The 22,068-nt window shown below is 42.3% G+C and carries 16 protein-coding genes; 12 read left to right on the top strand and 4 right to left on the bottom strand.

Annotated elements, in window-relative coordinates; genetic code table 11:
• Positions 1–375: 375 nt before the first annotated feature.
• On the bottom strand, positions 376–1,344 hold the full coding sequence (locus QZR76_RS11825) for a D-alanine--D-alanine ligase (protein WP_294143029.1): 969 nt from the start codon (positions 1,342–1,344) through the stop codon (positions 376–378).
• A 94-nt stretch (positions 1,345–1,438) separates the two neighbouring features.
• On the opposite strand from QZR76_RS11825, the gene QZR76_RS11820 reads away from it, so the two are divergent.
• The 10 genes from QZR76_RS11820 (at position 1,439) to QZR76_RS11775 (ending at position 14,227) form a co-directional block, all read left to right on the top strand.
• Positions 1,439–2,854 carry an MATE family efflux transporter gene (locus tag QZR76_RS11820; RefSeq protein WP_294143028.1) on the top strand — a complete coding sequence of 472 codons (1,416 nt, stop codon included), beginning with the start codon at positions 1,439–1,441 and terminating at the stop codon, positions 2,852–2,854.
• 312 nt (positions 2,855–3,166) lie between these two features.
• On the top strand, positions 3,167–4,105 hold the full coding sequence (gene mdh / locus QZR76_RS11815; RefSeq protein ID WP_294143027.1) for a malate dehydrogenase: 939 nt from the start codon (positions 3,167–3,169) through the stop codon (positions 4,103–4,105).
• A 520-nt stretch (positions 4,106–4,625) separates the two neighbouring features.
• Complete coding sequence (locus tag QZR76_RS11810; protein WP_294143026.1) at positions 4,626–5,312, top strand: kelch repeat-containing protein; 687 nt, start codon at positions 4,626–4,628, stop codon at positions 5,310–5,312.
• A 333-nt stretch (positions 5,313–5,645) separates the two neighbouring features.
• The gene (locus tag QZR76_RS11805) at positions 5,646–6,080 is read left to right on the top strand and encodes a retropepsin-like aspartic protease (protein WP_294143025.1); all 435 of its coding nucleotides are present in this window, start codon (positions 5,646–5,648) and stop codon (positions 6,078–6,080) included.
• Between the two features lie 96 nt (positions 6,081–6,176).
• Complete coding sequence (gene secDF, locus QZR76_RS11800) at positions 6,177–9,161, top strand: protein translocase subunit SecDF (protein ID WP_294143024.1); 2,985 nt, start codon at positions 6,177–6,179, stop codon at positions 9,159–9,161.
• A gap of 218 nt (positions 9,162–9,379) precedes the next feature.
• Positions 9,380–9,628 (top strand): NAD(P)H-dependent oxidoreductase subunit E, encoded by a 249-nt coding sequence (locus QZR76_RS11795; RefSeq protein ID WP_041504220.1) that lies wholly within the window; start codon positions 9,380–9,382, stop codon positions 9,626–9,628.
• The gene (locus QZR76_RS11790; RefSeq protein WP_294143023.1) at positions 9,619–11,337 is read left to right on the top strand and encodes a [Fe-Fe] hydrogenase large subunit C-terminal domain-containing protein; all 1,719 of its coding nucleotides are present in this window, start codon (positions 9,619–9,621) and stop codon (positions 11,335–11,337) included. The genes QZR76_RS11795 and QZR76_RS11790 overlap by 10 nt, the downstream gene beginning before the upstream one ends.
• A gap of 11 nt (positions 11,338–11,348) precedes the next feature.
• Positions 11,349–12,533 (top strand): SpoIIE family protein phosphatase, encoded by a 1,185-nt coding sequence (locus QZR76_RS11785; protein WP_294143022.1) that lies wholly within the window; start codon positions 11,349–11,351, stop codon positions 12,531–12,533.
• A 31-nt stretch (positions 12,534–12,564) separates the two neighbouring features.
• A complete protein-coding gene (locus QZR76_RS11780; protein WP_294143021.1) occupies positions 12,565–12,819 on the top strand; it encodes an NAD(P)H-dependent oxidoreductase subunit E in 255 nt (84 codons plus the stop codon).
• Positions 12,809–14,227, top strand: a complete 1,419-nt coding sequence (locus QZR76_RS11775) for a monomeric [FeFe] hydrogenase (RefSeq protein ID WP_294143020.1) — start codon at positions 12,809–12,811, stop codon at positions 14,225–14,227. Before QZR76_RS11780 ends, QZR76_RS11775 begins: the two co-directional genes overlap by 11 nt.
• Positions 14,228–14,321: 94 nt before the next feature.
• Here the strand turns inward: QZR76_RS11775 and QZR76_RS11770 are convergent, their stop codons facing one another.
• The gene (locus QZR76_RS11770; RefSeq protein ID WP_294143019.1) at positions 14,322–17,174 is read right to left on the bottom strand and encodes a TonB-dependent receptor; all 2,853 of its coding nucleotides are present in this window, start codon (positions 17,172–17,174) and stop codon (positions 14,322–14,324) included.
• Between the two features lie 257 nt (positions 17,175–17,431).
• Between QZR76_RS11770 and QZR76_RS11765 the strand changes: the two genes are divergently transcribed.
• On the top strand, positions 17,432–18,355 hold the full coding sequence (locus QZR76_RS11765) for an AraC family transcriptional regulator (RefSeq protein ID WP_294143018.1): 924 nt from the start codon (positions 17,432–17,434) through the stop codon (positions 18,353–18,355).
• Positions 18,356–18,389: 34 nt separating this feature from the next.
• On the opposite strand, the gene QZR76_RS11760 is transcribed toward QZR76_RS11765, so the two are convergent.
• Positions 18,390–20,543, bottom strand: a complete 2,154-nt coding sequence (locus tag QZR76_RS11760; RefSeq protein WP_294143017.1) for a cation:proton antiporter — start codon at positions 20,541–20,543, stop codon at positions 18,390–18,392.
• A gap of 211 nt (positions 20,544–20,754) precedes the next feature.
• On the opposite strand from QZR76_RS11760, the gene QZR76_RS11755 reads away from it, so the two are divergent.
• Positions 20,755–20,913, top strand: coding sequence for a hypothetical protein (locus QZR76_RS11755; RefSeq protein ID WP_294143016.1), 159 nt, complete (start codon positions 20,755–20,757; stop codon positions 20,911–20,913).
• A 145-nt stretch (positions 20,914–21,058) separates the two neighbouring features.
• On the opposite strand, the gene QZR76_RS11750 is transcribed toward QZR76_RS11755, so the two are convergent.
• Positions 21,059–22,066 (bottom strand): 2-oxoacid:ferredoxin oxidoreductase subunit beta, encoded by a 1,008-nt coding sequence (locus QZR76_RS11750; RefSeq protein WP_294143015.1) that lies wholly within the window; start codon positions 22,064–22,066, stop codon positions 21,059–21,061.
• Positions 22,067–22,068: the final 2 nt, after the last annotated feature.

The raw sequence follows: 22,068 nt of genomic DNA, 5'->3' as shown, positions 1-22,068 counted from the left end.
GACCGACGGGAACGTCCCCGCCCCGGAGGAGTTATCCCATTTGTAATTTTAGATTAACGATTTTAGATTCAAAGATTAAGCGATTGGGTGGTTGCCGATTGCGGATTGGAAAAGCGGGGATAAAAACGAAGGGGCATAAACAGTGAAGGGCGAGCATCGTGTCCGGCTTTCGGAACGATAGGACGACGGATTGTTCGAGCGTAGCGAGTCCCGGAGGACCGTGAATGAAAACCGACTACACGACCGACGGGAACGTCCCCGCCCCGGAGGAGTTATCCCATTTGTAATTTTAGATTGACGATTTTAGATTTAAAGATAGCAAGATCAGAATTGAGCATAAAAATCAATTGCAGTTTTCCTGCCATTAATCTGTCGTTAAATATTATCGTCAATTAATCGGGTAAATATATCCCGTATGGAACCGCCCATGGCACGAACCATCTTGGGAACGAAGCTATTGGAAGTCATTCCCGGAGTCGTATTCACCTCCAACATAAAAATCTGGTTATCCCGAACAATATAGTCCACCCGGATAATCCCCCGACAACGCAAAATATCGTAAATAGCGGAAGACAATCTCTTTACCCGATCCGCCAGATCATCGGGTATCGGTGCAGGAATGATTTCATCGGCCATATTGGGATCATATTTCGCCTCAAAATCGAAAAATTCTTTTTTAGAAATAACCTCCGCAATAGGCATCACCAACTCCATATCTCCGCTCTTCACCACACCACAGGTCAACTCCGTCCCGTCGATAAAACTTTCGATCAACACCTCATGGCAATGCTCAAAAGCCTTTTTTAAAGCAGCTTTCATCTCTCCGGCCTCTTTTACTTTCGATATACCGAAACTGGAACCGTCGGCATTGGGTTTTACAAAACAGGGAAGACCGACTTCCTCAATAATCTCTTCTACCTCATACTCTATTTTCTGGGTCAACAATACCGAATTAGCCACGTTTACCCCAAAACTTTTCAAATAGGTGTTACAGGTATGCTTGTCAAAAGTCAACGCGGAGCAAAGCGTATCGCATCCCCCGTAAGGAACCCCCATCATATCCAAATACCCTTGCAACATTCCGTTTTCACCGGGATTTCCGTGTATCGTTATATAAGCAAAATCAAAAGTTACTTTTTCTCCGTCCTTCGTGAAAGAGAAATCATTCTTATCCACGGGATAATTCTTCTCCCCGATCACCACATGCCAATCCCGCCCTTTCAACAACATCAAATATTTATTATATCGGGTTTCATCGATCATTTCATATACATAACTTCCCGACTTTATCGAGACCACGTACTCGGAGGAATTGCCTCCCGCTATTACCACAACATTTTTCATCCGTCAATAAATTTGTAAACTCACGGACAAAAGTATAAAAAAGAGTTAGACTTTTAGCAAAAGGTTTATACTTTTGCAACTCTAAAAAACGACTATGGCTCAGACAAACGATCTTACTCGGGGAAGTATCAGCAAAGGCATATGGAGCATGGCCATTCCTTTGATTACCGCCTCATTCGTACAGATGGCTTACAGCATGACCGATATGATCTGGTTGGGACATCTGGGTAGTGAGAGTGTCGCCGCCGTCGGGGTTGCCGGATTCTTTACTTGGCTTTGCAACGCACTCTCTTTTATCAGTAAGATCGGTGCCGAAGTCACCATCGCCCAATCTTTGGGAGCAAAGCAAAGAACCCGGGCCAGAATTTATGCCAACCAAGCCGCTCAATTATCGTCCATTATCGCTTTACTCTACGCCTGCTTTATCTGGTTTGCTGCCGATCTGCTGGTGGGTGTATTCCACTTGGAGTCCAACATCTCCTCCCTGTCGGTCACCTATATGCGCATCATCGTCCCCGGTATTTTCTTCACCTTTAATAATAACACCTATAGCGGACTATACAACGGACAAGGCAACAGTAAAACACCTTTGAAAATTGTAGCAACGGGTCTACTATGCAATATCGTACTCGATCCCCTATTGATCTACGGGTACGGTCCCTTTCCGGGCATGGGAACTGCCGGAGCTGCTATCGCTACCGTATTTTCCCAGTTCGTTGTCTTCTCTATCTTTATCAGGAACCTCTACTTAAAGGAATCTTCCATCGGAAAACTCTATTTTATTACCCGATTAAGAATCCGTTTTACCAAACGAATCGCCCTATTAGGATTACCGGTCTGTATGCAAAGCGGATTATTCGCCATGTTTTCACTCACGCTGGCTACCGTGGCCGCCCAATGGGGACATATCGGGGTTGCCGTACAAAGCGTAGGAGCCCAGATTGAGGCTGTCACCTGGATGACTGCTGCCGGATTCTCTACGGCCCTCGCCGCTTTTGTCGGACAAAACTACGGGGCCCGTGACTATATCCGGATTAAGCAAGGTTATCATTATACCCTTAAATTAGCCGTCAGTATCGCTTTCTTAGCCGGAGCCGCTTTTTTATTCGGCAGCAGAGGCATTTTCAGCATATTTATCAACGATCCCGCCACCTTAGATGCCGGAAGCGACTACCTGAAGATTTTAGCCGTTTCTCAAATATTCTCCGCCATCGAGACCGTCACGGCCGGAGCATTCAACGGATGCGGCCGCACTACTCCTCCGGCTATCGTGGGTATTCTCCTCACGGGAGCCCGGATTCCCATGGCTTACTATCTTATCACCTTGCCCGCTTTGGGGCTAAACGGAATCTGGTGGAGCATTTCTCTTTCCAGCGTACTGAAAGGCGTTGTATTAGCGGTCTGGTATCATTCATTCCAGAAAAATTTACCCAATATCCGTTTCCATTCCACCGGCATCCTCGGACGCATGCAAGCCGTTGCCACCCGCCTCTGGCAACAATTCAACTGAAACAAACCCCATGACAATATTTCCGGAATATCAACCAAGCTCTTTTAATCTCTTGAAAAGGAAAAAATAAATCTTAAAATAGACAAATGAATCCAATAAATCTTGCTGTATTCATCTCTATATTTTTTTCAAAATCCTTATCCGGATTAGATAATAGTGCATCCGAACATGATATCTTTATTATTACAGAAAAAATTCTGTAATTTTTCGGTATAAAGATTGTTGAAGTGAAAAATAAGGTCTACATTTGGGTCGGAATTTTAAGCCGACACTAAATAAAACATTATAGTATAACAATAAAAAATTGCAAAAATGAAAGTTACAGTTGTAGGAGCAGGAAATGTTGGTGCTACTTGCGCCAATTGCATCGCCGAAAAAGACATCGTCGGCGAAGTGATTCTTTTGGACATCAAAGAAGGTGTTTCAGAAGGAAAATCTTTGGATATGTGGCAAACCGCTCCGATTAATCTTTATGACACCCGCATCAAGGGAGTTACCAACGATTACGAAGCAACCAACAACTCGGATGTAGTGGTGATCACTTCCGGCCTTCCCCGCAAACCGGGTATGAGCCGCGATGATTTAATTTCAACCAACGCCGGTATCGTAAAATCAGTAACCGAAAATATCATCAAGCACTCACCGAAAGCCATTATCATCATCGTTTCCAATCCGTTGGACGTGATGTGCTATTGCGCTTACCTGACCGCCAGGATCGACTCTTCCAGGGTATTCGGTATGGCCGGTATCTTAGATACGGCTCGTTACAGAGCTTTCTTGGCAGAGGCACTGAATGTTTCTCCGAAAGATATTCAAGCTTTATTGATGGGCGGTCACGGCGACACGATGGTTCCGCTTCCCCGGTATACGACCGTTGGCGGTATTCCTGTTACCGAATTGATTGAAAAAGAGAAACTGGATGCCATCATCGAAAGAACCAAAGTAGGCGGTGGCGAACTGGTAAAACTGATGGGAACTTCCGCCTGGTATGCCCCGGGTGCCGCTGCAGCTCAAATGGTCGAAGCCATTATCCGCAACCAAAGAAGAGTATTCCCTGTTTGTGCCATGCTGAACGGTGAATACGGCATGAAAAACATCTATTTGGGTGTTCCGGTCATCTTAGGTAAAAACGGTATTGAAAAAATTATCGAAGTTTCCTTGCACAAAGAAGAAAAAGCTTTGTTGGAACAATCGGCTAAAGCCGTGAGATCCGTAATGGATGTTTTGGACAACATGAAAATCTTTAACTAACAATAAGTACTTCACGATCATTCTGTTAGAACCGTTCCGGAATTCCGGAACGGTTTTTATTTATATAAATTCTATTTTTATCTTCCCATACATCCAATATAAATTTATTATTTTCCAATATAGTGTTTAAATGTTGATATTTTGATTAAATTTGCACACATACCATTCCAAACAAATACAACAAAACATATCAACATGAAACAAAACATCATCCTCTGCTTTTTCTTTCTCTTTTTTATCGCGTGCGATAAAGAAGAGATAAAACTGTCCGTTCCCCCAAGGGAATTGGGAAAAAGGAAAAATAGTCCCGATAGAAGCAAGGAACGAACCTGTTATTTTCACCGTAAACGAGGAGGTTTGCCTGGGATTAGGACATTATAATGCCCTTTGGCCACAACACTTCAATCAATTTGTAAATTTCGATCTTAAGTCAGGCTGGAATCCCAACAAACACCTCCCGCCTTTTCCCGGTAAAGGAAGAGGAGGAGCAGTTGCCTTTACCATCGGGCATAAAGCCTACGTGGGTTTAGGCTATACTTTTTACTCGACAGACGATCCTTCAGCAGGATATTTTACGGATTTTTGGGTATACGACAGTCAGGAAAAGACCTGGACACGGTTGCCCTATGATTTTCCGGGAGTTCCCCGTCAACAGGCAGTTGCCTTTAGCCTGAACGGGAAGGGGTACGTGGGGAGCGGACTGTCGGCAGAGCGGAAAATCTTGGGAGATTTTTACGAATTCGATCCCCAAACGGGCTGGAAACGTATTGCCGATATCGACGAAAGACGTTATGGAGCCACCGCATTCGTGGCCAACGGAACGGCATACGTCGGCCTCGGAAAAACAGAGAACGGTTACATCCGTCATGTAACTAAATTCATTCCGGAAACCAAAACCTGGAAAGGCATTTTCACGACGGTTGCCACGGAAGAAGGCCCGATGTGCATGAATGCCGCCTCTTTCGTCATCCGGCAAAACGGCACGGACTATCCCTATATCGCGGGAGGGGCAAAAACCGATACTCCTACCGAATACAAACCGTTATCCGACTGCTGGGGCTTAGACCCCAAAACCGAAACTTGGGTAAAGGTTGCTCCATTCCCTCATCCTGTCAGCAAGGGAATAGGATTTACCAAAGAGGGAACAGGTTTTATCCTGTTCATGGAGGAAGACACCATGCAAACTTGGGAATTCGTCACCAACTAAATAAAATCCAACAATTCCATATCCGACTTCCGGACACATCTTTTATTTTAGTGTCCGGAAGTTTTTAAGACCCGACTCAATTATCACTTACGACTTCACGCGATTGATGTCATTTTCGCAAAAAGAATTAAATCCACAAAAATGAATCACCTTACTATAGATTGTAATAATCACGATATGATCTTCGTAGCAATCTTTTTACAACCGTTCTAATTACTACTATTTCATAAATTCGAGAAAATAATTTATTCTCTTTTATCTTCATAACTATTTCTTTTTGAAATTAACATCTTGATTTTTCTGATTTCGCCGAAAATGCTTATGTTTGCGTTAATGAAAAGATATGAAGTAAAAGTACCGATAGAGGTCGTTGAGTTGGAAGAGAATAGCTTTCATATCATCGCCACATTACAAATCGGCAGTTTAGAGGGAGATTTTATTATTGATACAGGTGCTTCCGTCTCGGTTATAGACAAATACACCCCTTTCAGTTACGAACCGGTAGAAGATGTTTCGGAAATAAATTCAGGAGGTGTGAACGGAGAAATCAATGAAGTTCAATTAGTAAACATTGCCGCATTACAAATCGGCAATCATACTTTAGAAGATACACACATGGCCTTAATAGACCTGCAATACGTGAACTCCTTATATGAAAAACACCTCCAGCGAAGAGTGGCCGGACTATTGGGTTGTGATTTTTGTGTGAAATACAATGCGGTCATTGATTATGAAAATAAGGTATTAACATTAAAAGTATCTGTCTAAGTGTGCCGATATTTAAAAAAAATGTTATACTTTTGCGCACTAAATAACAGTTAAAAGAATTATTGGAGCTTAAGTAATTATAAAATTATCAAACAAATGCAGAATAAAGGAGCGATCACATTACTCGCTGTTGCCTTGGCATTGGTGAGTCTTTATCAGTTGTTTTTTACTTACAAAACAAACCAGGTAGAGAAGGCGGCAAGAGTATTTGCACAGGGAGACCCGGGCAAAGAAAAAGTCTATTTGGATTCCATAGCGAATCAACCTGTTTACAATTTTCTGGGAATAGCCAAATTCACTTACAAAGAGTGTAAAGAGCTGGAGTTAAATTTAGGTTTGGACTTAAAAGGCGGTATGAACGTGACCATGGAAGTCGATGTGGCTGACGTGGTAAGAAGTTTAGCCAACCATAGTGCAGACCCCGCGTTTAATCAGGCTATCAACGAGGCTATTAAGATGAGGGTATCCAGTCCAAAGGATTTCGTGACTCTTTTCGGTGAGGCTTTCGAAAAAATTGCCCCGGGGGCTCAACTGGCTTCTCCAGCCATATTCGGTACGCACGAAATGAAAGAAAAAATCAAAATCGGAGCAACGAATAAAGAGGTCTTGGACATCATCAGGAAGGAAGCAGATGGAGCAATAGATAACACCTTCAACATCTTACGTACCCGTATCGACCGTTTCGGTGTAGCTCAGCCGAATATCCGGAAAGCCGATATCTCCGGAAGAATCGTTATCGAGTTACCGGGTATCAAAGACCCGCAACGGGTAAGAGAGTTATTACAAGGAACAGCTGCTCTTGAATTTTATGAAACCTATGATAATCCTGAATATTATCAATATTTAGAAGCTGCTAACAACAAATTACGGGAGGTATTGGAAGCTCAAGGAGCGTTAACCGAAAGCACAAAAGCTACCCCGGAGGGAACAGAAGCAGCTCAAGCGAAAGAGGAAGACAAAGAATCAGCTATTTTAAGTGCTTTGAAAGAGGGACAAGATTCTTCTGCCAACGCGTCAGAAAGTGAATTCTTCAAAAATAATCCGTTGTTCGCCGTTCTTCAACCCAACATTACCCAACAAGGTCCCGGAAACGGATCTACGGTAGGTTATGCCCTGGTAAAAGATACCTCCAAGGTGAACAAATATTTGGCCATGCCGCAGGTAAGAGCCATGTTACCCCGTAATTCCCGGCTACTGTGGGAAATGAAAAGTGTAAACGGAGCCGTTGCCTTACACGCTATAAAAATTACAACCCGGAACGGGAAAGCCCCGCTGGAAGGCGACGCCATCGTCGATGCCCGCAAAGACTTTGACCAATCAGGAGCTCCTGTCGTTTCGATGAACATGAACGGAGAAGGAACAAAAACTTGGGCCAGGTTGACAAAAGAAAACATAGGACATTGTATTGCCATTGTTTTGGACGGCTTAGTAGCATCCTCTCCTAATGTAAACGATGAAATCAAAGGCGGTAGCTCTCAAATTTCAGGTCGTTTCGACGTAAAAGAAGCGGAAGACTTAGCCAACATCCTAAAGTCCGGTAAATTACCCGCTCCCGCCCGTATTATCGCCGATGAAGTAGTCGGACCGTCTTTGGGACAGGAAGCCATTCAATCCGGTATGTGGTCATTTATCATTGCTTTCACTTTGGTATTGGCTTATATGTTATTCTTCTACAGCAAGAATGCAGGTTTGGCTGCCGACATCGCTCTATTCGCCAACCTCTTCTTCTTGTTCGGTATTCTGGCTTCTATTGGAGCCGTGTTGACCTTGCCGGGTATCGCCGGTATCGTATTGACGATGGGTATGGCGGTGGATGCCAACGTGTTGATTTACGAACGCATACAAGAAGAGTTACGCTCGGGTAAGGGATTGAAGTTAGCCATAAAAGAGGGTTACAACAACGCTTACTCTGCTATTATCGACGGTAACTTAACCACTTTATTGACCGGTTTTATCCTTTATTATTTCGGAGAAGGTCCTATTAAAGGTTTTGCTACTACATTGATCATCGGTATTCTCTCTTCTCTGTTCACGGCTATCTTTATCACCCGTTTGATCCTCGAAAGAGCTGCATCAAAGAGCGATAACGTAACCTTTGCCACAAGTGCTACTGCCAATTGGTTGAGAGACACAAAATTTCCCTTCCTGAGTAAACGGAAGATCAGTTATACATTATCCGGAGTTGTTATTTTAATCTGTTTCATCTCTCTATTTACCAGAGGATTGGATAAAGGTATCGACTTCGTGGGAGGTAGAACTTATACCGTTAGTTTTAACGAAAGCGTACGGGTTGACGATGTAGCTTCCAGTTTAGAGAAAGTTTACGGAAGTGCTCCGGAAGTAAAAACATTCGGTACGGCAAATCAGGTAAAGATCACGACAAAATACAAAATCGACGAGAACGGTGCGGAAGTTGATGCGGAAGTTGATTCACTTTTGTACGTGGGATTGCAGGAATACATTCCCGCCGGAACAGACTACCCGACTTTCCGCGATGTTAATTTACAGATGTCTCAGAAAATCGGACCGGCCGTTGCCGAAGACATGACAAGAGCCGCCATTTGGTCCATTATATTCGCCTTGATCGGTATCTTCCTTTACATCATGATCCGATTCTCTAAATGGCAATATGGTGCCGGAGCCGTAGTCGGCTTGGCTCACAATACCATTATCGTTATCGGTATGTTCTCTCTGTTTGCCGGAATCCTTCCCTTCTCGTTGGAGGTAGACCAGGCATTTATCGCGGCAATCCTAACGGTAGTAGGTTATTCTATCAACGATACGGTGGTCGTATTCGACCGTATCCGTGAATACCGGAGACTATACCCGAAACGGGATGATGAAATCGTGGTTAACGATGCGTTGAATTCAACTTTACGTCGTACGTTCAGTACGTCATTGTCCACCATCGTTGTATTGTTAGCAATCTTCATTTTCGGTGGTGCTTCAATTAAGGGATTCATATTTGCCTTGTTAGTCGGTATCATTGTCGGAACTTACTCCTCTCTGTTCATCGCAACTCCGATCTCATTCGACTTGACCCGGAGATTCGCTAAAAAAGAGATAAAAGGAAAAGAATAAGTATTTACAAACAAAATACAAAAGGTACTGTCCCATGAAAGGGCAGTACCTTTCCTTTTTAGGAATACCCGGGGATTTCGTCTTCTACAAAAAACTTACAATCTGAAACAAAATCAGGGAGATCATATTAAAATTACAAGATAATTGGTTTTATTACAAAAAGAATTATACTTTTGTATGGTGGATGGCATCTATTCGATAATCAAAGTTTTACAATTATGGCAAAGCGTCAAATCAGAATTTGTTTAGGTAGTTCTTGCTTTTCCAGGGGAAACAATACGAATCTGGGAATCATAAAAAAATACCTGAGCGAGAACCATTTGGAGGCAGAAATTGATTTCTGCGGTCATCTCTGTGAAGAACTATGTAGTAAAGGACCGATTATCAGGATAGATGATAAGGTGTATGAAGAGGTAAATCTCTCCCGTTTATATAAAATCTTACAAGAGGAGTTCCCATGCAACTAAGACCCATTTACACAGAACCGGACAACTGTCAGGATTGTTACAAATGTATTCGGGAATGTCCCGTGAAAGCAATCCGTATCGAAGACAATAAAGCTTCTATCATCGAAGATCGTTGTATTTATTGCGGGCATTGCACACAGGTATGTCCGACCGGAGCGAAAAAAGTACGGGACGGACTTACCCGGGCGAAACTGACATTAGAGAAGTATCCCAAGGTCATTCTATCCTTAGCCCCGTCATACGTGAGTGAATTTGAAGGCATAACCTCCAACATCCTCATTGCCGCTATTAAACGTTTGGGATTTACTGCCGTTTCGGAAACCGCCTTGGGAGCTGAAATTGTTTCCGACCGGACAGAAAAATTTTTGGAACAGGCCGAAAACGGTGTATACATCTCTTCAGCCTGTCCCGTGGTCGTCGAGTACATCCGTAAATACTCTTCCGAACATGTGCGGAACATAACTCCTATTGTCTCCCCGATGTTGGCCCACGCTAAAATCTTAAAAAAATTATATGGGGAAGATATAAAAATCGTGTTCGCGGGACCTTGTATCTGCAAGAAACTTGAAGCCGATTATTTCAACAACTTAGTAGATGTAGTCATTACTTTCAAAGATTTGAAAGAGTGGTTGGAGAAAGCGGAAATCAACCTAAAAGATAAAACATTAGAACAATCCGAAGAAAAATTTGTTCCTTACCGTTCCGGGCTCGGAGCCTACTATCCGATTGAAGGAGGGATGTTACAAGGATTACACAAACCGAAGAAGCCTGTTCATAACATGGCCTTTTCCGATCTATCCACGATAAAAGACGTCCTCAAGCAGTTGGATTCTCAACGCAAGGAAGACTCCATATTCTTGGAATTGTTGGCTTGTAAAGGTGGCTGTATCAACGGACCGGCTAAGCTGAGCCACGTATCTCCAGCTTTAAAACGATATGAAATTATACATAAGGCCGATTTAGGTAACCCGAAAGAAGATTTCAAAGATATTGATTTACAGATCTTATTCTGTAAAGACCCCCATATAGTAGAAAATCACTACACGGAAGAAGAGATTAAGCAGGCTATGGCCGTCGTAGGTAAAAACGGACCAGAAGACGAGCTGAATTGCAGCGGTTGCGGTTACGATTCGTGTCGGGACTTTGCCATTGCCATGCTGGAAGGACGTGCCGAAGAAAACATGTGTGTCTCTTACATGCGAAAAATTGCCCACGATAAGGCGACGGTACTTTTACAAAAAATACCTGCCGGAGTTCTGCTTGTCAACTCAGACCTGAAAGTGATGGATATGAACCAAAGCTGTGCTACGCTGATGGGAGAAGATATTGCATCCATTTATGAAGTGGATCCCGGCTTATACGGGGTAGACCTAAAAAATATATGTTCTTTTGAAGACCTCTTCAGAGCCGTTCTGACTACAGGCAAAGAGATCACAGAACGACAAATCCGAGAAGACGACAAAACCTGGATATTATCCATTTACAATATTCAGCCTCATCGGTTGGTATTCGGTTTGTTGCAAGACTTGAGAGAACCCGGCGTACGCAAGGAATGGATGTTGGAAAAGACACAGGAAGTCATAAAAAAACACATGGAGACCGTACAGCAAGTGGCCTGTTTGTTAGGAGAAAATGCAGCATTCACCGATGCCACGTTGCGGACAGTCATGGAAGCCTATAAAAAGCAAGATGATCTGACAACCCTTTAAAACAATATCCCTTGAGAAACAACGGTAATTTCATAGAGGTAGAGTTCTTTCAGAAGAACAAAGCAGGCAACGTGGTCTGCGGTGATTGTTTTATGTCTCAAAAATTGAAAGGGGAAGGAAGAGTTATCAGCGTATTATCGGACGGACTGGGTAGTGGAATCAAGGCATGTGTCCTTTCGACCATGACAGCGACCATGGCCATGCGTTTCACGGCGATGAACGAAAGTATACTCAAGACATCTACCTCCATTATGAATACCCTGCCCCGGGACATGGTCCGAAAAATCAGCTACTCTACCTTTTGCATCTGTGACATCGATTGTTTCGGATACGCCAAAATCATAGAGTATGAATCTCCTTCTTTCTATCTATACCGGAAGGGGGCATTCATCGAAGTCCCCAAACAAAAGATTCCCGTAGAACGAGAAGATCTGGACAATACCTTTCTTTGGATTTCGGAATTCAATTTAGAGAAAGAAGACCGAATCATATTTTTTAGCGACGGGGTCAGCCAGTCGGGCATGGGAACAAATAGGATGCCTTTCGGCTGGGAAGACGGGGCAAAAGAGTATATTGCTAAATTGGTAGAACAAAAAAATGATATTTCAGCCAAAGAATTGGCTCACAAGATCGTTATTCAAGCCGAAAAGAACGACGGTTACAAATTAAAAGACGATACGAGTTGCTGCGTTATTTACATGAGGAAGCCTCGTAACCTGCTAATTTGTACAGGTCCTCCCTACGACGAGAAGAATGACAAGTACCTTGCCAGCAGAGTACGTGAATTTCAAGGTAAGAAAATCCTTTGCGGAGGGACGACAGCCACCATTGTTTCCCGGGAACTCGGGGCGAAGATGGAAATCGACATGAACATCGTAGACAAAAACCTCCCTCCTATTTCCAGAATGGAAGGAGTGGATCTGGTAACCGAAGGAATTTTGACGCTGAGTAAGGTTGAACGTATACTTTCTGCAAACGAAAATGAACATCCCAAAGAGTACGGTCCGGCCGAAATACTGGTAAAATATTTATTGGATAGTGATAAAATCACCCTTTTGGTAGGAACAAGGATCAACACGGCACATCAGGATCCCAATCTACCGGTTGAACTGGAAATTAGAAGAAATGTAGTAAAAAAAATAAAATATTTATTAGAGACAAAATATTTAAAAGATGTGGAGATTATGTATATTTAGCGTGGTTAATCTCTAAATAATCTAAAGGGCTATGAAAAAAATCGATTTGAAAATATGCATGGGTACCATGTGTTACGTAATGGGAGGAGCTGAGCTAAAAGATGCTATCGATTCTCTTCCTCAACATATCAAAGAACATTTAAACATTAGCTATTCTCCATGTCTGGGTTGTTGCTCGGAAAGGCAAGAACCACCGTTTATCGAATTAAACGGACAAATAATAGCAGGTGTTAGTAAAGTTAATTTGATACAAATAGTTAAAGAAGAAGTAAGAAATGTTGTATGATAATTTTGCAATGCTCACGAAACGTGAGTTGCTGATTAGAATCGTAAAGCTGTTAAAAGAAAAAAATTTAGTTGACGGGGTTAAATATATCCCGGTGGAAATGAGACCCAGAAACAAAAAGCCGATCAAATGTTGCGTGCATAAAGATCGGTATATTCTGAAACACAAGGTGATCTCCATTCTCGGTTTCGAGATTACGGATGAAGAGATCGACCTCATTCCATTGAGTGATTTCGCCCAAAAAGCGTTAGACAATAAAAACACGAAAGAAAACATTCTCTCGGTAGTACATGAGGCATGTAGTGCTTGTATGCAATCACAATATTTCGTGACCAATATGTGTCGCGGTTGTGAAGGACGTCCCTGCCTGATGAACTGCCCGAAAGCTGCTATCTCTTTCAAAGGAGGTAAAGCAAGTATTACCCAGGAAGATTGTGTGAGTTGTGGACTTTGTTCTAAAGTTTGTCCTTATCACGCTATTGTTTTCACTCCGGTTCCCTGCGAGGATGTGTGTCCGGTAAAAGCCATCACCAAAGGCCCGGACGGAGTAGAACACATAGATAAGGATAAATGCATCTATTGTGGAAAATGTATGCAGACCTGTCCTTACGGAGCAATTATGGAACGTTCCAAGGTCATTGATGTATACAAGAGCATTTCTGATCCGAAAAAGAAAATCATTGCCATTCCTGCTCCAGCCATATACGGTCAATTCAACGCAAGTCCGGGACAAATACTAAATGCCATCAAACAAATCGGTTTCGATGAGGTTGTTGAAGTTGCGTTAGGAGCAGAAGATACTTCAAACAACGAATCGGCAGAATTTTTGGAACGGATGCACGAGGGTAAGCCTTTCATGACGACCTCTTGCTGTCCGGCCTACGTGGGATGGGTAAACAAACATGCCCCGATGCTGAAACCTTTTGTTTCCGATACTCGCAGTCCTATGGTTTATGCCGCACGCCGGGTAAAAGCTCAATATCCGGATGCAGAAGTGGTATTCATCGGACCGTGTCTGGCCAAACGCTACGAAGCCGAATCCGTACCGGAAGTCGATTACGTGATGAGTTTCGAAGAGTTGGGAGCTTTTATGGTAGCTTATGATATCAACGTCGAAAGTTGTGAAGAATTACCGCTTAACCCGGAAGTAACCAAATTCAGCCGGGGCTATGCACAAGCCGGAGGAGTTCGGGATGCCATCGTAAATGCCGTGGGAAACGGTTATACCACCCTGTCTATAGAAGGCTTGGACAAAAAGAACCAGACCAGTTTAAAGATGATGGCGAAAAAGCCGGAAGCTCAATTTGTCGAAGTAATGGCTTGCGACGGAGGATGTGTCAACGGACCCTGTTCTTTGGCTCCGTTAACTTTGGCCAAACGTCAAATTAAAAAAGCATTAGAAAAATAAATTTTATCACCAATTTGAAGAGCTGACCGGTTTTTTCGGTCAGCTCTTGTTTTTCAGCCCATCCACACACTCTGCCTCTATTAAAGCAACATCTTTAGAATGTCAACCCGACCTTAGCCACAAATGTTCTGGGAGCACCGACGGCCATCGGACGATAACTATACTCTTTATTCAATAAATTATTCACAAGAAATTGAAAATTGACGTTATCCGTTACGTTTACACCGAAACGCAGATCCATCAAAAAATAACCGTTATTATGATCAGCCCAATACTGAGCCATATTGTAACCGTCTCGTTCGGTACCGAGCAAAATGCCCCGAACATGATCCATGACTTCAGGCGTCTCCTTCGGACGTTCGTCTAAAAAGATATAATCGACTGCCAATGTTTTGCTCTTGTATGAAAGATTGGTACCCAAACTGATACGCTTATAATTAAAATCGATAGTAGTCTTAAATGAATGCTTCGGACGATATTTCAAATATTTCGAATCATTGGATTTTTCACGCATATACATCGGATCATTGGCATGTTCTGCCGCTTCGGCATTCTTCTCTTTATAGTCGGCATCTTCCGGCTCGGTGTAAGTATATCCTATATTGTATACCAACTGGGTATTGGGATTAAATACATAGATCCCGGTAGTGGAAACTTCAGCACCATAAATACGTGCTTTACGAATATTATAAAACTGTGCTCCGATTCCAGGCATATTCTGACCAAGTAACATATTAATCACATCACTACTACCGGTAATAAAATCCGTCCCGTTAAACAGCCCGATACGAAATTCAATCATATCCTTATACTCTGTATAGAAACCCGCAAGATCGAAAAATCCTTGCAGACTGCCCAATTTATAACCTTGCTTAAATCCCAGTTCCACGTTGTATCCGCTCTCCGGTTTCAAGTCAGGATTGGGGAAGGCCCCCACTCCACCGATATCCTTACGAACATACTTTTCCACCAGGGAAGGGAAACGGTATCCCTGTCCAAAACTGGCACGAATAAAACTGTAATCGGCCAGTTTATAGCTGATTCCACCACGAATGACCGGTTTGATGGGAATCGAAGTTCCGAAAGCATCTATTTCAGCCTCGCGTCCATGGTTATCCACCCGGTAGTATTCTCCGCGTACGCCGATAGAAACATTCAGACGATCGAAAAATCGATCATCGTATTGCACATACATAGCCGCATTATCGCTATTATGACTACCGCTGGCGGAAGATTCCGAATAGAGATGCTCATAAGTTGCTCCTGCCGTTAACCGGCGATCTCCCCAGACTTTACTGAATTTATAGTCCACATAAGCATTATAGGTATTATCTACGGTAGATTTCGCTTTTTTAGGATTTAAGGCATTGTTTAACCAAGGGATGATATTACTACCATTGGGAATATTGGTCAAAGCTCCCGTTTCCGGATCCCGAAGAGCATTTATTCCCCAGGAAATCAGATCACTATAATCAGCAGTCGTAGCATTCGGGAATACGGAATTCAGCGTACCCGAACTTCTCTCCAAAATATCGTTCAATGCTCCCGACAAATCGCCTTTTATCAGATAGGGAAAAGTAGGTTCCAAATACGACAAAACCAATTCAGATAAATCCTTACCGGCAACTTTTCCAACAATATCGGTAATAGCAGATGCGTCCGTTCCCATATTACTCAGGATATCAGGTAAAGAAGGCATAGGTAAAGGCTTGGTAATCGATTCCCCGCTATAAAACAGACGAACATTCACCTTATGCGAAAAATTACGTTCGGTATTGGTATAGTTATAAAACGGAGAAAGTTTGAACTGATTTCCCTCTCGTCCCATATTTGTGAATTGTGAAGAACGATAAGCTTGATAAGGAGAACGCCATACAAAGAAATCGCCGTATTTACTGGAAAGAAAATTCACATTAGTTCCATAACTTATCATATTTTCCCCCGGCTGATGATAAGTGATATTACCTCCTACCCGAATACGACGATTGTAACCGGCTTCCTTGTATCCCTCGTCGGCAAACATATTAATACCTCCGCTGACATCAAAATTACCGATTCGCCGGGAATGGGAAAAATCAATACCGGTATAGATCGGTTGACGAATACCGGAAAAAACACTTTTCCTCAGGAACGGTTCTACGGGAGCGTCATGATCTTCATAGAAGCCCTTATCACGCCAGCTGTAACTCTCTTTGGACGGAGTGCCGTAAATACCGAGATAGGCACTAACATGAGTACGAGGAGTCAATCCCGGACGATTGGTACGGATATTTATTACTCCATTAAGAGCCGACGATCCGTAAAGCACGGAAGATGCTCCCTTCAAGACTTCAATTTGGGCGATGTCTTCCATAGGAATGGTATTCCAATTGATCTGACCTGATCCCGGATCGAGAGCCGACTGACCATCCACAAGTATCATGGTACGCGACCCTACGCCATACACCCAACCGTTACCGCCACGGATAGAAGGCTGACGATCGACCACATCCACACCCGGTATTGTTTTCAACGTAGCTGTAATATCTCCCGGATCTTGTTTAAGTATCTGATCGCTTTTCAATACATCCATGGAAACTGTCAGATCACTCATCTTTTGTTCAAAACGCCCGGCCGTCACCACCGCATCATCCAATAACTTGGTCTCCGGCTGAAGATAGATATTTTTAGTCATTACTTCACGGGGATTTAGCACCAAGGGCACTAATTGCGATTTATAACCAATAAAACTGAAGGTAAGATGAATACCACCTGCCGGTATGTTCAACTCGTAATACCCTTTTTCGTCAGAAGCAACGCCTTTCTTACCATCCTTCGTCTCATAGGTTATATTTACACCCGGTAACGGCTGTTCGGTCTCCGCATCATAAATATACCCTTTTAGCTTTTGCCCATAAGCCGTTGCTCCAATACAAAGCAATAAAAACAATACAGTATATTTCATCATATTTGATATTTAAATTTTTAGTTTTATTTAGACAAAACATATACCTTTATCTTGCAAAAACCCTATCCATTACATCAGCTTTATTATCCTTTTCTTTAGACAAATGTTAATATTTTAACATGGAAATTACTATATATCAATAATTATGGTCATTTCATAAGTTTTTATAGCCATTTTATAAGATAGAACAGAAAACGGCAAAGTTTTTGCGATATTTTTCAATGAGTGAAAAATATTAACACAAACTGAAAAAAGTGATGAATGAAAACGGACCTTATGGAGAGTTACTTCAGAAATTTATTTTCACAACCGATATGATTCCGACTCCTGATGGCAAATCTGTTCAGGGATTACCCTACGCGGATATTCAAAATCCTTATATTGTCGGTCCGGAAATTAATGGTAGCATTTTAAAAATGTATCACTATCCCTGTCGGTTAAAGGCATGTATCTTCGTTGTAAGTCTAAAGGGAGAAGCAGATATATCCATCAATTTGGAACGTTACAAGATCCAAGCAAATCATTTTGCTTGCATTGCACCGGGCAGTATTATCCAATGTCACTCCTGTTCCGAAGATTTACGGCTTTGTTTTATTGCTTTTTCTTCAACGGTAACCGAAAACGATAAAATTCAAAAGTCGGCTTTAGAAATTTTTCCCCTTATGAAAGAACGACCGGTATTATCCGTACGACCGGAGGTCTCCCAACTATTCTGCGACTATTTCAAGGTGCTAACCCAATCACACCTGATATTTCCGGAAGATTCAAGTATAGAAATTATCATTTATATTCTCTTACCCATATTTCACGCGGTGAAATACCTCCATCAACTCCATCCCACAGAAAATAAAATATTATCCCGTTCGGAAGAAATTTACAAAGAATTTCTGCATCTCTTAAAAGAAAACTATACAAAAGAACGTGGTGTGGTCTTCTACGCCGAAAGCCAAAACCTCAGCCCGCAACATCTGAGCACGACTATCCGCCAGGTCTGCGGTCAAACCGTATCGAGTATTATTGCCGAAATGGTTATTATAGATGCCAAAGCTCAACTAAAATCCACACGTTCTAAAATAAAGGAGATTGCTTCTTCCCTGAATTTCCCCAATCTCTCCTATTTCGGCAAATATTTCAAACGCCACACCGGAATGAGTCCCCAAGAATATAGGGATGCCCAATAAGGAAGAATCGGATTAAACAACGTCTCTCTCAAGATTATTTATTTTTTTTGAATAGTTTTCCCAATACCTTCCCCATATCTTCCAGGCTCTCGAAAGGTTCTGCATGAGGAATACTCTTGAATACGCCCACTTCCTGTTCTCCAATTCCAATCTGCATAGGGTAGACCAAAATACAATTATTCTGAAAAAAATATTTATTAAGATAGGTCGGAACCTGTGTCATACTCTTAGTATAAGAAGGATAATTTTTCCGGCTCATGACGATCACTAACGCATCGTTATCTTTTATATCCCGGGATATAATCAAAAAATCATCCCAATTATCGAACTCGTTGAAAACAGCATCGATCGGGTGCTTCGCATGGGTTTCTTTTAAAACGGAAAGAACGGAAGAAGAAGCATAAAACACCATTTTATTTCCCGTATTCTTTCCGATATTCCATATCCTGACCAGCCAATAGGGGAAACCGATCTCTCGTTCCGCGTGAAAAGGTATAACTACAATACAACGTTTCAAAGTAGAAAAAGGTTGAGAAGGACGATAGACAAAAGTCGTTGTCGCACATTTACTCAGCACTCTATCCGTCAGATTACCTAAAAAAGTATCCGAAATTTGTCCCTCTTTGCGAAGTCCTAAAACAATATCCGTAATCTTATGTTCCTTCACGGCATTTTTAATACCGTTAGCCACATCATAATCATAACGCAATAAGGTTGTCAACAAATTATCCGTAGCTGCAGCAGTTTTCGTGGCCTTTTCCAATAATAGATTCGATCGTTTTTCAGCCGAGGTATCTACATTATCCGATTGAATAATACTTAAAGCCGTCAAAGATGCTTTTCCCTTTTTTGATTTTACAGTAACCCCCAGATTGATCAACTCTTCCACGTTTTCAATATTACTCAAAGGGATCAAAATACGATCTTCCGTATCATCACTATCCACTATTTCTTCTTCTGCCAAGTCTGCCAGAGCCACCTCCCGTGCGCCTTTCTGGGTAGCAAAAGAAGCAATGATACAAGTTACCAATATCATCACAATCGTACCGTTCAATACACTCTCGTTCAACAAACGAATCGGCTCCCCGTTTACATCCGTCCCTATAACAACCTGGTATCCCACCAATACGGCAGCCAACGTTGCAGCAGCCTGTGCATTCGTTAATCCGAACATCAAGGTGAATTCCGATTTTGTATAACGAAAACTTTTATAGGCGAGCCAAGCGGATACGTATTTGGCGAGTGTTGCCACTACAACCATAACCGCAGCAACCCAGATCGTCGTCCAATCTGCCACAAACACATGAAAATCGACCAACATTCCCACTCCTATCAGGAAAATAGGAATAAAAAAAGCATTCCCCACAAATTCGATTCGATTCATCAGGGCCGAAGTGTTAGGTATCAGATTATTCAATGCCAATCCGGCTAAGAACGCCCCGATAATAGCCTCCAATCCGGCAGCCTCCGCCAAGAACGAAGCAAGAAAAACCAATCCTAAAATAAAAATATATTGTCCGATTTTATCATCATAACGCTTAAAAAACCAACGCCCCACAATGGGAAAAATAAAAATTACGACAGCAGCAAAAAGTATCGTAGAAACACTCAACCGAATCCAAAATTCATGAGAAAGGACTCCATTAGACATCCCGACGATGATAGCCAATACCAACAACGCCAAAATACAAGTAACAATAGTTGCCCCTATTGTCACGTTTACTGCCCGGTTTTTAGTCACACCGTATTTACTCACGATCGGGTAAGTAATTAACGTATGAGAGGCAAACATACTCGCCAACAAAATCGACGTCGGATAAGAAAAATCCAGCAAATAAACGCCGGCAGCCGTACCCATCAACATGGGAATTAAAAAAGTGTATAAACCAAAAGTTAAGCCACGGACGCTGTTTTTCTTAAAATCAGCCATATCGATCTCCAGTCCGGCCATAAACATGATATACAGTAACCCCACCGTTCCAAAAAGGATAATACTGCTATCCCTATCCATAATATGAAGTCCGTTGGGACCGATTAAAGCCCCGGCAAGAATCAAACCGATCAAATCAGGAATTTTTAACCGATGCAACAGAATAGGCGCCAGCAAAATAATAAACAAAATCACAGAAAAAATCAACACCGGATTATTCAACGGCAGAGTAATCCCCAACAAAATCTGAATCAGCATAATTATTATATTAATTAACATGGAAATCCGTTTCCTCAACAAAATTACTAATTTCTGCTGAAAAATTAGAACATCACCAGACAAAAAGGAAAATCAATCAATAATAGTAAATGAAAAGAATTAAAAAAATTAGAGACGTAGGGATTCGGTGATTAAGTGATTGACGGTTGCGGATTGGAGAAGCGGGGATAAAAACAAAGGGGCATAAACAGTGAACGGCGAGCGTCGGGTTCGGGTTTCGGAACGACCGGACGACGGACTGTTTGAGCGTAGCGAGTCCCGGAAGACAGTGAACGAAAACCGTTTACACGACCGACGAGAACGTCCCGCCCCCGAAGGAGTTATCCCCATTGACGATTGCAAATTGTAGATTCAGAGATTAAAAAGATTTGCAATTGCGGATTTTAGATTGACACTTAAAGGTGATAAGATCAAAATTGAACCCTAAATCAATTTACAATTAAAAAGCGCTGTTGAAAAAATCAGCAGCGCTTTTTTTAATGGTTTTATCTCAATTATTTTACTTCCCAGGTATCACCGCTATTCAACAAATCGGTAACCGAACGGATCTTGGATTTTGATTTAACCTCTTCAATCTGGGCCTCCAATGCATCATTATAGGTCTCTCCTTCTACATCCCGGATAACACCTAAGGCGACAGGATATTCAGGAGCTTTCATATGTACCAGCATCCAATGAATAGAAGGATTCAGACAATGAGCATCATGTACCAGAATATCTGCTTCCGTAATTCCATCTTTTCCAATCTCAACCACCTTCAACCCGGTGTTGGCCAACATAAGCCCTTTGTCCCGGTTTTTACCAAAAATCATCGGTTCTCCATGTCTCAATATCAGCTGGCGATCTTCCTTGTATTCCTTATCTGTAATGGCAGAATGAACACCATCGGCAAAAATCACACAGTTCTGCAAAATCTCGATAACAGAAGTACCCTTATGCCGAACTCCGGCTTCAATTACTTCTGCAGTCAGGTTGATATTTATATCCAGCGAACGGGCAAAGAATTTACCTTGAGCTCCGATAACCAATTCTCCCGGACTAAACGGAGTTTCGATCGTTCCGTAAGGAGAGGTCTTCGTCTTCGTTCCCAGTTTGGTTGTCGGCGAATATTGTCCTTTGGTCAGCCCGTAAATCTCATTATTAAAAACCAACGTGGTAATATCGATATTTCTACGAATAGAATGAATAAAGTGATTACCTCCGATAGCCAATGCGTCACCGTCACCGGAAACTTGCAGAATATTGATATTCGGATTAGCGCTTTTTGCTCCTGAAGCAATAGCAGCTGCACGTCCATGAATCGTATGGAAACCGAACGTATTCATATAATAAGGGAAACGGGAAGAACAACCGATACCGGATATGACAGCCCATGATTCTTTCGGATATCCCAATTCCGCCATCGCCTTTTGTACGGCATTAATAATCCCGTGGTCACCACAACCCGGACACCACCGGATTTCCTGATTACTCTTAAAATCTTTTGCTGTATATTGTGCCATGA

Source organism: uncultured Sanguibacteroides sp. (assembly GCF_900543425.1).
Lineage (GTDB): Bacteria > Bacteroidota > Bacteroidia > Bacteroidales > Marinifilaceae > Gabonibacter.
This window is presented reverse-complemented; position numbering and strand designations above follow the sequence as displayed.

Coding starts and splice junctions, on each gene's coding strand:
- QZR76_RS11795 (WP_041504220.1), top strand. CDS start 9,380: ATGGCAAAGCGTCAAATCAGAATTTGTTTAGGTAGTTCTTGCTTTTCC.
- mdh (WP_294143027.1), top strand. CDS start 3,167: ATGAAAGTTACAGTTGTAGGAGCAGGAAATGTTGGTGCTACTTGCGCC.
- secDF (WP_294143024.1), top strand. CDS start 6,177: ATGCAGAATAAAGGAGCGATCACATTACTCGCTGTTGCCTTGGCATTG.
- QZR76_RS11820 (WP_294143028.1), top strand. CDS start 1,439: ATGGCTCAGACAAACGATCTTACTCGGGGAAGTATCAGCAAAGGCATA.
- QZR76_RS11760 (WP_294143017.1), bottom strand. CDS start 20,543: ATGCTGATTCAGATTTTGTTGGGGATTACTCTGCCGTTGAATAATCCG.
- QZR76_RS11775 (WP_294143020.1), top strand. CDS start 12,809: ATGTTGTATGATAATTTTGCAATGCTCACGAAACGTGAGTTGCTGATT.
- QZR76_RS11750 (WP_294143015.1), bottom strand. CDS start 22,066: ATGGCACAATATACAGCAAAAGATTTTAAGAGTAATCAGGAAATCCGG.
- QZR76_RS11825 (WP_294143029.1), bottom strand. CDS start 1,344: ATGAAAAATGTTGTGGTAATAGCGGGAGGCAATTCCTCCGAGTACGTG.
- QZR76_RS11790 (WP_294143023.1), top strand. CDS start 9,619: ATGCAACTAAGACCCATTTACACAGAACCGGACAACTGTCAGGATTGT.
- QZR76_RS11805 (WP_294143025.1), top strand. CDS start 5,646: ATGAAAAGATATGAAGTAAAAGTACCGATAGAGGTCGTTGAGTTGGAA.
- QZR76_RS11765 (WP_294143018.1), top strand. CDS start 17,432: ATGAATGAAAACGGACCTTATGGAGAGTTACTTCAGAAATTTATTTTC.
- QZR76_RS11770 (WP_294143019.1), bottom strand. CDS start 17,174: ATGATGAAATATACTGTATTGTTTTTATTGCTTTGTATTGGAGCAACG.
- QZR76_RS11780 (WP_294143021.1), top strand. CDS start 12,565: ATGAAAAAAATCGATTTGAAAATATGCATGGGTACCATGTGTTACGTA.